At 63.0% G+C, this 13,388-nt stretch carries 13 protein-coding genes; 9 read left to right on the forward strand and 4 right to left on the reverse strand.

The genetic code is table 11. The features are described 5' to 3' along the window. Positions 1 to 66: 66 nt before the first annotated feature. Entirely contained in the window at positions 67 to 1,041 is a 975-nt protein-coding gene (locus tag WBQ96_RS24100; protein ID WP_336554600.1) for an adenosine deaminase, read from the reverse strand. 134 nt (positions 1,042 to 1,175) lie between these two features. Here WBQ96_RS24100 and ubiE point away from each other — a divergent pair, with 134 nt between their 5' ends. The 7 genes from ubiE to WBQ96_RS24135 all read left to right on the forward strand — a co-directional run bounded on the left by ubiE (position 1,176) and on the right by WBQ96_RS24135 (position 7,289). Beyond that, positions 1,176 to 1,952: a bifunctional demethylmenaquinone methyltransferase/2-methoxy-6-polyprenyl-1,4-benzoquinol methylase UbiE gene (gene ubiE, locus WBQ96_RS24105; RefSeq protein ID WP_336554599.1), complete on the forward strand. Its 777-nt coding sequence runs from the start codon at positions 1,176 to 1,178 to the stop codon at positions 1,950 to 1,952. Positions 1,953 to 1,965: 13 nt separating this feature from the next. After that, positions 1,966 to 3,540 (forward strand): 2-polyprenylphenol 6-hydroxylase, encoded by a 1,575-nt coding sequence (gene ubiB, locus WBQ96_RS24110; RefSeq protein ID WP_336554597.1) that lies wholly within the window; start codon positions 1,966 to 1,968, stop codon positions 3,538 to 3,540. A gap of 82 nt (positions 3,541 to 3,622) precedes the next feature. After that, positions 3,623 to 3,862, forward strand: coding sequence for a FitA-like ribbon-helix-helix domain-containing protein (locus tag WBQ96_RS24115; protein WP_091917269.1), 240 nt, complete (start codon positions 3,623 to 3,625; stop codon positions 3,860 to 3,862). Further along, positions 3,859 to 4,287, forward strand: coding sequence for a type II toxin-antitoxin system VapC family toxin (locus WBQ96_RS24120; RefSeq protein ID WP_336554594.1), 429 nt, complete (start codon positions 3,859 to 3,861; stop codon positions 4,285 to 4,287). Before WBQ96_RS24115 ends, WBQ96_RS24120 begins: the two co-directional genes overlap by 4 nt. Further along, complete coding sequence (gene coaBC / locus WBQ96_RS24125; RefSeq protein WP_336554590.1) at positions 4,284 to 5,501, forward strand: bifunctional phosphopantothenoylcysteine decarboxylase/phosphopantothenate--cysteine ligase CoaBC; 1,218 nt, start codon at positions 4,284 to 4,286, stop codon at positions 5,499 to 5,501. Before WBQ96_RS24120 ends, coaBC begins: the two co-directional genes overlap by 4 nt. 5 nt (positions 5,502 to 5,506) lie before the next feature. After that, entirely contained in the window at positions 5,507 to 6,799 is a 1,293-nt protein-coding gene (locus WBQ96_RS24130; RefSeq protein WP_336554588.1) for an ArgE/DapE family deacylase, read from the forward strand. A 232-nt stretch (positions 6,800 to 7,031) separates the two neighbouring features. Continuing rightward, on the forward strand, positions 7,032 to 7,289 hold the full coding sequence (locus WBQ96_RS24135; RefSeq protein WP_336554586.1) for a hypothetical protein: 258 nt from the start codon (positions 7,032 to 7,034) through the stop codon (positions 7,287 to 7,289). 108 nt (positions 7,290 to 7,397) lie between these two features. On the opposite strand, the gene gyrB is transcribed toward WBQ96_RS24135, so the two are convergent. Then, positions 7,398 to 9,872 carry a DNA topoisomerase (ATP-hydrolyzing) subunit B gene (gyrB, locus tag WBQ96_RS24140; RefSeq protein WP_336554584.1) on the reverse strand — a complete coding sequence of 825 codons (2,475 nt, stop codon included), beginning with the start codon at positions 9,870 to 9,872 and terminating at the stop codon, positions 7,398 to 7,400. A 197-nt stretch (positions 9,873 to 10,069) separates the two neighbouring features. Beyond that, positions 10,070 to 10,660: an NADPH-dependent FMN reductase gene (locus WBQ96_RS24145; protein ID WP_336554583.1), complete on the reverse strand. Its 591-nt coding sequence runs from the start codon at positions 10,658 to 10,660 to the stop codon at positions 10,070 to 10,072. A gap of 205 nt (positions 10,661 to 10,865) precedes the next feature. Here WBQ96_RS24145 and WBQ96_RS24150 point away from each other — a divergent pair, with 205 nt between their 5' ends. Further along, entirely contained in the window at positions 10,866 to 12,236 is a 1,371-nt protein-coding gene (locus WBQ96_RS24150; protein ID WP_336554681.1) for a cytochrome P450, read from the forward strand. 11 nt (positions 12,237 to 12,247) lie between these two features. Continuing rightward, complete coding sequence (locus WBQ96_RS24155; protein WP_336554581.1) at positions 12,248 to 12,532, forward strand: acylphosphatase; 285 nt, start codon at positions 12,248 to 12,250, stop codon at positions 12,530 to 12,532. Here the strand turns inward: WBQ96_RS24155 and WBQ96_RS24160 are convergent. Then, a complete protein-coding gene (locus WBQ96_RS24160) occupies positions 12,529 to 13,356 on the reverse strand; it encodes a cyclase family protein (protein ID WP_336554579.1) in 828 nt (275 codons plus the stop codon). The two genes, WBQ96_RS24155 and WBQ96_RS24160, sit on opposite strands and share 4 nt — an antisense overlap. Between the last annotated feature and the right edge of the window lie 32 nt (positions 13,357 to 13,388).

The raw sequence follows: 13,388 nt of genomic DNA on the forward strand, positions 1-13,388 counted from the left end.
ACTATCGGCTGAACCGCGCGCGTGAAACCGCTGCCCACGCGCCAGCCACAGCTTTGTCGCAACCGATCAGCGCTTTGCGCCGTTCAGCTTGGCCAAAAGCGCTGCCTTGGTCTTGCGATCGACGAAAGCTGCCTCGATCGCCGTCTTCGTCACTGCCGTCAGCGCCTTGTCGTCCATGCCGAAATGCGTGGCGGCGATGTCGTATTCGCGCTTCAGCGTCGTCCAGAAATAGGGCGGGTCGTCGGAATTGAGCGTGACCTTGCAGCCGGCGGCCTGCAGCGCCAGGAACGGATGGGTCTCGAAACTGTCGAAAACCTTCAGCGCAATGTTTGAGCCGGGGCAGCATTCAAGCACCACGCCCTCGTCGGCTATACGCCTGACCAGATCGGGGTTCTCGATGGCGCGCACGCCATGGCCGATGCGGGAAGGGCGGATGTGGTCGAGCGCTGCCTTGACGCTTTCCCAGCCGCCGAATTCGCCGGCATGGATGGTGATGCCGAGGCCGGCCTCACGCGCGATCTCGAAGGCGCGCACATAGTCCTCGAAGTCGCCCTGCCGCTCGTCGCCCGCGACACCGAAGCCGGTGACCAGCGGATGGCCGCATTTGGCCGCAAAGCGCGCGGCGGCCTCGATCGATTCGACGCCGACATGGCGCACGCCGGTCACGATCATGCGGCCTTCGATGCCGGTCTTGTCGCGGGCGCGTATCATGCCTTCGCCAAGCGCGTTGGTGTAGGCCTGCGGGGAGAGCCCGGCCTTGGCCGCGTGATCGGGCGAGGTGAAGATTTCCGAATAGATCGCGCCGTCGCGAGCCAGGCTGGTCAGATAATGGTCGGCCAGCCGCGCATAGTCTTCCTCGGTGCGGAACAGGTCGGAGGCGACGTCGTAGGCGGCCAGAAAGCTGGTGAAATCGTGCCAGACGAAGGAGCCGTCCTTGATGATGGCGGAAACATCCTTGCCGTATCTCGCCGCCTGCTTCAGCACGAGTTCCGGCGCTGCCGCACCTTCGATGTGGCAGTGAAGTTCCGCTTTCAATGGCATTCCGGTTTTCCTCGTGTGATGCGCGTTTCGAATCGTGCCTGCTCCGAAGCGCGGCTGTTCACCGCGCCTTAAACAATAGCGTCCCCCATCCTGATCGGCTATGGTCCCGCCGGTTTTATGGCGGATCAAAAATAATGTCAGAACATCGCACAACGGCGGCCGGCGGCATGGAAACCTCCTATGGTTTCAAGGAGGTCGGGCATGGCGACAAGCAAAGCCTCGTCAACGATGTGTTCCACCGCGTCGCCAGCCGCTATGACCTGATGAACGACCTGATGTCCGGCGGCCTGCATCGCCTGTGGAAAGACGGCCTGGTGTCGTGGCTCAACCCGCCGAAGCGGCCGGGCTGGAAGGTGCTGGACGTTGCCGGCGGCACCGGTGATGTCGCGTTCCGCATCATCGACGCCTCGCAGGGGCAGGCGCATGCCACCGTGCTCGACATCAACGGCTCGATGCTCGGTGTCGGCAAGGAGCGCGCGGAAAAGCGTGGTTCGTCCGCCAACACCGATTTCGTCGAGGCCAATGCCGAGGAACTGCCCTTCGCCGACGAGACCTTCGACGCCTACACGATCGCCTTCGGCATTCGCAACGTGCCGCGCATCGATGTGGCGTTGTCCGAGGCGTTCCGCGTGCTGAAGCCGGGCGGGCGCTTCCTGTGCCTGGAATTTTCCGAAGTCGACATGCCGCTGCTCGACAAGGTCTACGAGGCATGGTCGTTCAACGCCATTCCGCGCATCGGCCAGGTCGTGACCGGCGATGGCGAACCCTATGCCTATCTCGTCGAATCGATCCGCAAATTCCCCAATCAGGCGAATTTCGCAGCGATGATCACGCGCGCCGGTTTTGGCCGGGTCTCGTTCCGCAACTATTCCGGCGGCATCGCAGCCCTTCATTCGGGCTGGAAGCTTTGACGGGCGCCTCCGCATGAGTTCGCTCAGTGCCGCATTCCGGCTCGCCAGGGCCGGCTGGATTCTGACACGCGAAGGCGTCGTCGCCGCACTTCCCGGCGAGGAGCTTTCGGGGCCGCCGAAATTCGGCTGGCGCATGGCCAAGCTGCTGACGCGCCGCCGCGCCAAGAAGCGCCAGCGCTCGGAGCGGCTGGCGGGCGCTGTAGCCCGTCTTGGCCCATCCTATGTGAAACTCGGCCAGTTCCTGGCAACGCGTCCCGATGTCGTCGGCAACGATATCGCGCTCGATCTGGCACTGCTTCAGGACCGGATGCATACCTTCCCGCGCGAGCAGGCGGTCCACGCCATCGAAGGCTCGCTCGGCCGACCGGTGGGTGAACTGTTCCGCGAACTTGGCGAGCCGGTGGCGGCGGCCTCCATCGCGCAGGTCCATGCGGCCGAGGTCGAGCGCGATGGCGTAGTTTCCAAGGTCGCCGTCAAGGTCATCCGGCCCGGTGTGCGCAAGGCCTTTGCCCACGATCTCGAAAGCTTCTTCCTCGCTGCCCGCCTGCAGGAGCGTTACATCCCGTCGAGCCGGCGTCTGCGCCCGGTCGATGTCACGGAAACGCTGGCCCAGACCACCAAGATCGAGATGGATCTGCGGCTTGAGGCGGCCGCCCTGTCGGAAATCGGCGAGAACACGCAAGGTGATCCCGGCTTTCGCGTGCCGCATGTCGACTGGGAGCGCACCGGCCGCGACGTGCTGACCATGGAATGGGTCGACGGCATCAAGATGAGCGATGTCGAGGGCCTGCGCGCCGCCGGCCACGACCTGCCGCTGATTGCTGCGAACCTGATCCAGTCCTTCCTGCGCCACACGCTGCGCGACGGCTTTTTCCACGCCGACATGCATCCGGGAAACCTGTTCGTCGAGGCCAATGGCACCATCGTCGCCGTCGATCTCGGCATCGCCGGCCGGCTCGGCAAGAAGGAGCGGCATTTCCTTGCCGAAATCCTCTACGGCTTCATCACGCGTGACTATCTGCGCGTGGCCGAAGTGCATTTCGAGGCAGGCTACGTGCCGCGCAAGCACAATGTCGCCGCCTTCGCCCAGGCCATCCGCGCCATCGGCGAGCCGATCCATGGCCAGCCGGCCGAAACCATTTCCATGGCCAAGCTGCTGACGCTGCTGTTCGAGGTGACGGAACTGTTCGACATGGCCGCCCGCCCGGAACTGGTACTGCTTCAAAAGACCATGGTGGTAGTCGAGGGCGTCGCCCGCACGCTCGATCCGGCGTTCAACATGTGGAAGACGGCCGAACCCGTCGTCGGCAACTGGATCGCCAGCAATCTCGGCCCGCGCGGTATGCTGACCGACGCGCGCGACGGCGTGAAGGCGCTGCTGTCGCTGGCCTGCCAGGCACCGGACTTCGCCGCCCGCACCGAGCGCCTGTCGCGCGAGATCGACAAGATGGCCGAGCACGGCCTGCGCTTCGACGACGAAACGGCGAAGGCCATCGGCAAGGCCGAAGCGCGGCATACGCGTTCCGGCCGCGTGGCGCTGTGGGTGATCGCACTGACGCTGGTCTATATCGCGTGGAAGCTTTTGTAGAAGGCAATGACAGCATTGCTAGCAGTGCTGTCATTGAAAGCAGTAGCTTGGTGCGCTATCTTGTGAATGCAGGAGCGAAGCCATGAGCACCATCACGATCCGAAACCTCGACGACAGCGTCAAACAGGAACTGCGCAAGCGCGCCGCCGAGCGTGGCGTTTCGATGGAGCAGGAGGTGCGCGATGCGTTGGCCGATCGCATTGCCGGACCTCGGCAGAGAAAATCCATCCTTGAGGATCTAAGGCGCTTGGGTGCCAATCCCGACAAGCCATTCGATCAGAAGAGGATTAGTGACGAAATGTGGGATGAAGGCCTGCTTTGAGCGGCTTTGTCATCGATACGTCCGCGATTATCGCAATTCTGCTGAGGGAGCATGACGCTGACCATTTCAGGCTCTATCTGGATCAACAGTTGTCGCCGATGATCAGCGTGGCGACGTTGCACGAAGCCTATTGCGTTTCGACACGTGAAAGCTTTCCGCAAAAGGCGCGACAGGTCGACGATCTGCTTGCCTTGGTAGAACCTGAAATGATCGCTTTCGATCTCGATCAACTGATCGTGGCCCGCCGCGCTTATTCACGCTATGGCCGTGGCTCCGGCCACAAGGCAAATCTCAACATGGGCGACTGCTTTTCCTACGCGCTTGCCAGGACGCGGAACCTGCCGCTGCTTTTCAAGGGCGACGATTTCATCCATACCGACATCGAACCGGCGTTGAAGCCGGCCTCAACGGCAGGCAAGGCATGACCCTCTCTGGCAAACGCATACTGCTCATCATCGGCGGCGGCATCGCGGCCTACAAGTCGCTGGACCTCATCCGCCGCCTGCGCGAGCGCGGCGCGGCGGTGCGCTGCATCATGACCGAGGCGGCACAGCAATTCGTCACCCCGCTGTCGGTCGGCGCGCTTTCGGCCGATCATGTCTTCACTGACCTGTTCGACCGGCAGGCCGAGCACGATATCGGTCATATCCGCCTGTCACGAGAGGCTGATCTGGTGGTCGTTGCGCCGGCCACCGCCGATCTGATGGCCAAGATCGCCAATGGGCTGGCCAACGACCTCGCATCCACAGCGCTGCTCGCCACCGACAAACGCGTGCTGATGGCGCCGGCGATGAACCCGAAAATGTGGGCGCATCCGGCGACGCGACGCAATCGCGCCACGCTGGAAAAGGACGGCATTGCCTTCATCGGCCCGAACCGGGGCGAGATGGCCGAAAGTGCGGAAGCCGGGGAGGGCCGCATGGCCGAACCGCTGGAGATCGCGGCCGCTGTCGAAGCCTTTTTCGATGCCGGCGCCAAGCCGCTGTCGGGGCGGAAAATCATCGTCACCTCCGGCCCGACACATGAGCCGATCGACCCGGTGCGCTACATCGCCAATCGCTCTTCCGGCAAGCAGGGCCATGCCATCGCAGCGGCTCTGGCCAAGCTCGGCGCGGACGTACGCCTCGTTTCCGGCCCGGTGACGCTTGCCGATCCAGTTGGCGTCAAGACCGTTCACGTCGAAAGCGCCCGCGAGATGAAGGACGCCGTCGAGCAGTTGCTGCCGGCTGACGGCGCGGTTTTCGTGGCGGCGGTTGCTGATTGGCGCACGGCGGATTCCGCCGGCGAGAAGATCAAGAAAGTGGCAGGTGAGGGGCCGCCGGCACTGAAAATGGTCGAAAACCCCGATATTCTGGCCGGCGTCGGACACCACAAGAAACGACCTTATCTGGTCGTCGGTTTTGCCGCCGAAACGCAGGACGTGGTCAGGAACGCGCAGGCCAAGCTGAAGAAGAAGGGTGCCGATTTCATTGTCGCCAATGATGTGTCGCATGAAGGCGGCGTCATGGGCGGTGACCGCAACCGGGTGAAGATCGTCTCCAGCGCCGGCGTCGAGGAATGGCCCGAAATGGGCAAGGATGAGGTAGCAAGCAGGCTGGCAGCGCTGATCGCCGAACGTCTCAAGACGATCGAGGTTTGACCCCCTTGCAACCCATCGATGACACCGCGCGCCAACGCATTCTGGATGCCGTTGACGCGGCTTTCGATAAGCAGGTCGATTTCCTGGCGAGCCTTGTCCGTTGCGCTTCGCAACGGGGCGCGGAAACCGGTGTGCAGGATATCGTCGAGGCCGCCTTGCGGGACCGCGGCTATCATGTCGACCGCTTCCTGATCGATCCGAATATGGTCGGCAAGCACCCGGCCTTTTCGCCGGTGACGGTGCCCTACGACAAGATGGCGAATGTCGTCGGCGTCCGTAAAGCCAATGCTCCGAAAGGCCGATCGCTGGCGCTCAATGCCCATGTCGATATCGTGCCGACGGGCGATCCGGCGCGCTGGGAATTTCCGCCTTATGACGCGGTGAGGCGCGGCGACTGGCTTTATGGCCGCGGCGCAGGCGACATGAAGGCCGGCCTGACGGCGGCGCTGTTTGCGCTCGATGCGATAAGGGCGGCAGGGTTCGAACTGACAGCGGATGTCCAGCTTCAGTCCGTCGTCGAGGAGGAGATCACCGGCAATGGCACGGCCATGGCGCTGGTCAAGGGCTACGTCGCCGACGCAATCCTCATTCCCGAGCCGACCGACGAAAAGCTGGTGAGGGCCAATTCCGGCGTCAACAAATTCGCCATCACGGTAGACGGCGTGCCGGCGCATCCGCGCGAGATCGACCAGGGCATCAGCGCCATCGACGCGGCAGTGCGGCTGATCGGCCATTTGCGCAAGCTGGAAGCGAAATGGAACGCCGAAGGGCCGACAAAGCCGTTCTTCGACGGGGTGGAAAACCCCGCCGCACTCACCATCGGCACCATCGCGGGCGGTGAATGGATTGCCTCGGTGCCGTCCTCATGCCGCTTCGAAGGGCGCATCGGTTTTTATCCCGGCGATGATCCGCAACAGCGGGCACGCGAATTCGAGGCTTTCGTGGCAAAAGCCGTCGCCGGTGATCCGGGTTTTCGCAACTGCCCGCCACCGCGTGTGGAATGGGTCGGCGTCATGCATGCCGGCTACGCGCTGGAGCCTGGCTCCGATGCCGAAGCCATGCTGGCGCTGGCGCATCAGGCCGCGCGCGATGGCAGCGGGCCGCTGGAAGCCTATGTCATGGCCTGCTATCTCGATGCTGCGGTCTTCGCCGTACATGGCAACATCCCGTCGCTGGTCTATGGGCCGGTCGCGGAAAACATCCATGCCGTGGACGAGCGCGTCAGCCTGTCGTCGCTCAAGCGTGTCACCAAGACCATCGCACTGTTTGCTGCCGGCTGGTGCGGGATACGATCGTAGGATCGAGGTCCCGTCAGGCCGGAGCCCGTGACAGGCATCATCCAAAAGCTAAGTGGTCTAATCCAGATGGCGTAGGCGAGGGCATGTTTTCTACAGCTGTCGGTTCATCTCAAAGGTGAATCTACCGCGAATTTGGTACCTCAAACCCGTCGTTTCTACCCGTCCGGGTGATGTGCGATGCGGTCCGCTGGCTTCAAAATTTCGCCGATTCTACTCGCTGACGAGCGTGGCAATGGTCCGATACGAAAGTGAATATGCCGGCAGGTACAAGCACTGGTCGAAGGACGATATCAACCTTCTGAAACGGCTTGCGCGCAAGAACGAAAGCGTCGCCCTGATCGCGCGGCGTCTCAACCGCACGGTCGGAGCGGTCCGTACGCGCGCTTCCGCAGAGGGCATAAGCCTTGCACGGGCCTCGAGCGATGCCGAGCCGACCGCACTGAAAGCATCACCGGACCAGCGTGCTGCTTCATCGGCCGGCAGCGCGTGAAATCGTTGCTGGTGATACGGACGGATCGTAGCAGCAGTTCAGAAACATCCGCTACGATCTAGCGAAGGTCGGAACTACGCCCGCGCCGACGCTTGAAAACCCAACCCGTCAAACGTCCAGATTGGCGACGCTGAGCGCATTTTCCTGGATGAATTCACGCCGTGGCTCGACCTCGTCGCCCATCAGCCGCGAGAACAGCGAGTCGGCGTCGGTGGCGTCGTGGACCTTGACCTGCAGCAGCGAGCGCACGTTCGGGTCGAGCGTGGTTTCCCAGAGCTGCTCGGCATTCATTTCGCCAAGACCCTTGTAGCGCTGCATGGTCAAGCCCTTGCGGCCGGTCGCGAAGATCGCGTCGAGCAATGCCATCGGCCCCGAGATCGTCTCGGACACTTCCTTGCGCCGCAGCACGGGCGATTGGGCGTAGACCTCGTGCAGGCGGGCGGCATAGCGGTCCAGCGCGCGCGCGTCGGCCGAGTTGATGAGGCCCATGTCGAGATGGGCATATTCCTTAACGCCGCGCACGGTGCGCTCGAAGATGAACCCGCCCGGACCTTCGTTCGAGGTCGAAGTACGGCCCTGCCAGCCGCGCTCGGTGTCCTCGGCGATGGCGTCGAGGCGCTGGGCTATGGTCGCGGCCATGGCATCGGCGCGGCCGAGATTGGAGAAAATGTCCGGGTTGAGAGCGCCGGCAATTGCCGCCTGCTCGACCACGGTTCGCGAGTAGCGCGTGTGCAGACCGTTGAGCAGCGTACGCACCGCCATCGCGTCGTCTACCGCACCGCGCAGATCCTGCCCGGTGCGGACTTCGCCTGTCGACTGGGTGAGAGAAGCCTCTTCAAGGCCAGATCCGATGAGGAATGCCTCGAAGGCGCTTTCGTCCTTGATGTATTGCGAGCTCTTGCCGCGCGAAACCTTGTAGAGCGGCGGCTGCGCGATATAGAGGTGGCCGCGCTCGATCAGCTCCGGCATCTGCCGGAAGAAGAAGGTGAGCAGCAGGGTGCGGATGTGGGCGCCGTCGACGTCGGCGTCAGTCATGATGATGATCTTGTGATAGCGCAGCTTGTCGGCGTTGAACTCGTCCTTGCCGATCGAAGTTCCGAGCGCGGTAATCAGCGTGCCGATCATGTCGGAGCCGAGCATGCGGTCGAAGCGCGCGCGCTCGACATTCAGGATCTTGCCGCGCAGCGGAAGAATGGCCTGGTTCTGGCGCGAGCGCCCGCCCTTGGCCGAGCCACCTGCCGAGTCACCCTCGACGATGAAGATTTCGGACTTGGCCGGATCGCGCTCCTGGCAGTCGGCAAGCTTGCCGGGGAGCGAGGTGATATCGAGCACGCCCTTGCGCCGGGTCAGCTCGCGCGCCTTGCGCGCGGCTTCGCGAGCGGCGGCGGCCTCAACCACCTTGGCGATCAGTATCTTGGCTTCCGAAGGATGCTCCTCGAACCACGTGCCGAGGGCCTCGTTGACGAGGCTTTCGACCACTGGACGCACTTCCGACGAAACCAACTTGTCCTTGGTCTGCGAGGAGAATTTAGGGTCGGGAACCTTGACCGAAAGAACGGCGGTCAGCCCTTCGCGGCTGTCATCGCCGGTGATGGAAACCTTTTCCTTCTTGGAAATGCCCGAGGATTCGGCATAGCCCGTGACCTGGCGCGTCAGCGCGCCACGGAAGCCGGCCAGATGGGTGCCGCCGTCGCGCTGCGGGATGTTGTTGGTGAAGGCCAGCACGTTCTCATGATACGAGTCGTTCCACCACATCGCCACTTCGACGGTGATGCCGTCGCGCTCGGCCTTGATGGCGATCGGCGAGGAAATCAGCGGCTTCTTGGCCCGGTCGAGATATTTGACGAACTCGATCAAACCGCCATCGTAGAGCAGTTCCTGCGTCTTGATGTCGGCATGGCGCTTGTCGGTCAGCACGATGCGTACGCCGGAATTCAGGAACGCCAGTTCGCGCAGCCGGTGTTCCAGCGTGTTGTAGTCGAACTCCACCATGGTGAAGGTGTCGGTCGACGGCATGAAGGAGATTTCGCTGCCGCTACGCCCTTCATAGGTGGCGGGAAGCTTGTTCGGCACATAGGTGCCGGTCACCTTGAGCGGCGCATCCGAGTTGCCGTGGGTAAAGCTCATCTCGTGGATATTGCCGTCGCGGCGGATCTTCAGCTTCAGCCAGACCGAAAGCGCGTTGACGACGGAAACGCCGACGCCGTGCAGGCCGCCGGAAACCTTGTAGGAATTCTGGTCGAACTTACCGCCGGCATGAAGCTGCGTCATGATGACTTCGGCAGCCGAAATGCCTTCGCCGGTGTGGATATCGGTCGGAATGCCGCGGCCATTGTCGATAACTGTGCAGGAACCGTCGGGATTGAGCGTTACCGTCACCAGATCGGCGTGGCCGGCCAGCGCCTCGTCAATGGCGTTGTCGACGACCTCGTAGACCATGTGGTGCAGGCCCGAGCCATCGTCAGTGTCGCCGATATACATGCCCGGCCGCTTGCGCACCGCATCAAGGCCCTTGAGAACCTTGATGGAATCGGCGCCATACTCAGCCGGCGCATCGGCCTGGTTTTCGGTCGTATCGCTCATGAAGTGCTTTCGTCTCTCTATCGCGGGACAGGCGCGCAATTCCATTCCGAATCGCGCGCCCGATCATGTCCTAGATATAGGCGCTTCATGGCTTTTTTCCAAGTTTTCCAAGGATTTTGCCGGGGAAAAGGGAGAGGAAGGAAAGCGCCGCTCGAGAGCCGGGTAATCATGTTTGCTGGGGGTGCTGCCCGTGCGTGCTAAGCAGCCTTGTCGGCTACGGCCTTGGACGGACGCAGCACCTTCAGCGCGCCGGCCCAGCGGTCGAGCTCGTCAAGCATGGCGGTCGCACCGGTGGTGATGAGCTCGCTGGGCTCGAACACGCCGTCCTTGAGGAACTGCGGATAGTTCGGCACCGGCACGCCTTCCTGAAGCGGCACCACTTTCTGCGCCATCAGCAGCGGCTTGATCGACTCCACGGCACGCAGGCCGCCGGAGACGCCGGCATAGGACAGGAAGCCGGCGGGCTTGTAGCGCCACTCGGCCGACAGATAGGTGATGGCGTTGATGAGCGAGGCCGGCGCGAAATAATTGTATTCCGGCGTCACGAAGACGAAGGCGTCGCCAGCATCGATCGCTTCGGACAGCTTCTTGGTGTGGGCGTTCTCATACTGGCCGAGGCGCGGATGCTTGGGCTCGTCGAAGATAGGCAGGTTGAAATCGGCCAGGTCGACCAGAACCGGCTCGAATTTGCCGTGCTTGCGGGTGAAATCGGCGAACCATTTCGCAAAAACCGGGCCGACGCGGCCGGGGCGGGTGCTGCCGATGATGATGTTGAGTTTCTGTGTCATAGTCGTGATCCTGTGGGAGGATTAGGTATACAATGGTGACCGAGTGCAAATAGGCGCTCTTGTGTGCAGTGCACAAGGGGGCACCTTTCGGTAACTGGGGAAGGTTTTGGTGACAGAGCGTTCACCAAACACGGTGCGACAATGCCCTCGCATGGACGCTGGCCACAGGCGTGCCTACATAGGAAGGACCCGAATGGAGCAATTGATGGATATCGCGCCTTCGCCTTTCATCCCGCCCGCGCCGAAGCCGCGCACCTCGCCGCCTTCGACGCTGGAGATGATCCGTATCGTCTACCGCAATCCGCTCGAATTGTGGGGCGAGCCCTCCTACAACGAGCCGTGGATTTCGGTAAACGGTGTTGGCGGGCCGCTGGTCATTGCCAACGATCCCGGCCTGATCCGCCACGTGCTGGTCGACAATGCCAAGAACTACAAGATGGCGACGGTGCGCCAGAAGATCCTGCGGCCGATCCTGCGCGACGGGCTGCTGACGGCGGAAGGCGACGTCTGGAAGCGCTCGCGCAAGGCGATGGCGCCGGTGTTCACGCCGCGCCACATCTTCGGCTTTGCCGGCCCGATGCTGAAGCGCACGCAGGAATTCGTCACGCGCTACGAGGAAGACCCGGGCACGGTCGATGTCGCCCACGACATGACCCTGCTGACCTACGATATTCTGGCAGAAACCCTGTTTTCCGGTGAAATCGCCGGCGAACCGGGCAGTTTTGCCCGCGAAATCGATCGTTTGTTCGAGACGATGGGCCGGGTCGACCCGCTCGATCTCCTGCGCGCGCCCGACTGGATGCCGCGCCTTACCCGCATTCGCGGCCGCAAGACGATGGCCTATTTCCGCAAGATTGTGACCGACACGGTGTCGATGCGCACGGAACGGCTGTCGCGCGACCCCGGCAATGTGCCGGAGGATTTCCTGACACTTCTCCTGCGAGCCGAGGGGCCGAACGGCCTGACGCGCGCCGAGATCGAGGACAACATCATCACCTTCATCGGTGCCGGCCACGAGACCACGGCCCGCGCGCTCGGCTGGGCCGTCTACTGCCTTGCCGAAGCGCCTTGGGAGCGCGACAAGGTCGAGGCCGAGATCGACGCCGTGCTGGCGCGCGAGCCGGACCCGACCAAATGGCTCGACGCCATGCCGCTGACGCGTGCCGCCTTCGATGAGGCGCTGCGGCTCTATCCGCCGGCACCGTCGATCAACCGCGAGCCGATCGAGCCGGAAACCTACAAGGACCTCTACATTCCGAAGCATGCAGCTGTGCTGGTCATGCCCTGGGTGGTGCATCGCCACCGCAAGCTTTGGGACCAGCCCGACGCCTTCATGCCGGAGCGGTTCCATCCCGGAAACCGCGAAAAGATCGACCGCTTCCAGTATCTGCCTTTTGGTGCCGGCCCGCGCGTCTGCATTGGCGCCAGCTTCGCCATGCAGGAGGCGATCATCGCGCTGGCGGTCATGCTGTCGCGCTTCCGCTTCGACACCGTTGCTGAGACCAAGCCGTGGCCGGTGCAGAAGCTGACGACGCAGCCGCAAGGCGGCCTGCCTATGCGGGTGAGCCGGCGCTAGAGGAGGGAACGGTGAGCGAAGCTCCTTCGGCCTTTCTGGTGCGGATAACCGGGAGGGTCCAGGGCGTCGGCTTTCGCATGTGGACGCAGGAGGAGGCCGAAAGGCTCGGGCTGCGCGGCTGGGTGCGCAATGAGCGCGACGGCTCTGTCACGGCGATGATTGCCGGTTCCGGCAAGGCGACCGCGGTCATGCTGAAGTTGCTATGGACCGGACCGCGCGGGGCGGTGGTGTCGAATGTGGACATCCAGCCGGCAAGTGCGGAAGCCGCACCTGCCGGCTTCGAAATCACCGGCTAGACCAGCGCAAAAATCCGCGCAGGCCCGCCTGTCGCGCCCTTGATCTTCGGCGCGCCGACCACGATCGTTGCACCCTTCACCGGCACCTTGTCGAGATTGGCGACGCCTTCGATGCCGTAGCGGCCGCTGGGCAGCCAGGTATTATGCACGATGAAGTCGGGCGAGGGGCCGTGGTCGAGCGACAGCGTGTCGACGGCGATCGCCTTGATCGACGGCTGCTCGATCAGCAGTTGCGCGGTTTCGACGTGGAAGCCCGGAAAATGCATGGTCTTGCCGTCGTCGCCGACATTGCGGAATTTTTCGGTCGCGACATGATCGCCCCAGCCCGATAGCAGCGCCACCACCGCGCCTTCCGGCAGGTCGCCATTGGCGCTCGTCCAGGCCTTGATGTCGTCGGGCGTGACCTGCGCGTCGGGGTTCTCCGCCGCCTTGGCGCGGATGTCGATCACCACTAGCGGAGCGATCAGGTCCTCGACCGGCAGCTCGGCCACCGACTTGCCGTCGGCGGTGAAATGCAGCGGCGCGTCGATATGGGTGCCGGTGTGCTCGCTGATGCGCCATTCGTTCAGGTTGAACGTGTCCTTGGCGTGGCTGAATTTCTGGTCGATGAAAAGCTGCTGCCCGCCGAAATAGGTCGGGAACTGCTCCCAGATTTCATGGGTGAGATCCTCGGCTTTCTTTGGCGCTTCGGCGGCGAAAATCGGCCGTGACGGCAAGGTGGTGGCAAGGGCGGCGGCGCCGGCTGCCGCAATCGTTCCCTTGAAGAAGCTGCGGCGGCTGAGCATGCCCGCCTTGACGGATTCCATTACGCAGTGATGGCACATGATAACCCCTCTTCATTCTGGTTGACGAAGGG

This window comes from Mesorhizobium sp. CCNWLY176 (assembly GCF_037153935.1).
Classification (GTDB): Bacteria; Pseudomonadota; Alphaproteobacteria; order Rhizobiales; family Rhizobiaceae; genus Mesorhizobium_M; species Mesorhizobium_M zhangyense.

What these genes read in the sequence shown, in the direction of transcription:
- WBQ96_RS24100 (WP_336554600.1), bottom strand. Translation starts at nt 1,041, where the DNA reads ATGCCATTGAAAGCGGAACTTCACTGCCACATCGAAGGTGCGGCAGCG.
- ubiE (WP_336554599.1), top strand. Translation starts at nt 1,176, where the DNA reads ATGTCAGAACATCGCACAACGGCGGCCGGCGGCATGGAAACCTCCTAT.
- ubiB (WP_336554597.1), top strand. Translation starts at nt 1,966, where the DNA reads ATGAGTTCGCTCAGTGCCGCATTCCGGCTCGCCAGGGCCGGCTGGATT.
- WBQ96_RS24115 (WP_091917269.1), top strand. Translation starts at nt 3,623, where the DNA reads ATGAGCACCATCACGATCCGAAACCTCGACGACAGCGTCAAACAGGAA.
- coaBC (WP_336554590.1), top strand. Translation starts at nt 4,284, where the DNA reads ATGACCCTCTCTGGCAAACGCATACTGCTCATCATCGGCGGCGGCATC.
- WBQ96_RS24135 (WP_336554586.1), top strand. Translation starts at nt 7,032, where the DNA reads ATGGTCCGATACGAAAGTGAATATGCCGGCAGGTACAAGCACTGGTCG.
- gyrB (WP_336554584.1), bottom strand. Translation starts at nt 9,872, where the DNA reads ATGAGCGATACGACCGAAAACCAGGCCGATGCGCCGGCTGAGTATGGC.
- WBQ96_RS24145 (WP_336554583.1), bottom strand. Translation starts at nt 10,660, where the DNA reads ATGACACAGAAACTCAACATCATCATCGGCAGCACCCGCCCCGGCCGC.
- WBQ96_RS24150 (WP_336554681.1), top strand. Translation starts at nt 10,866, where the DNA reads ATGGATATCGCGCCTTCGCCTTTCATCCCGCCCGCGCCGAAGCCGCGC.
- WBQ96_RS24160 (WP_336554579.1), bottom strand. Translation starts at nt 13,356, where the DNA reads ATGTGCCATCACTGCGTAATGGAATCCGTCAAGGCGGGCATGCTCAGC.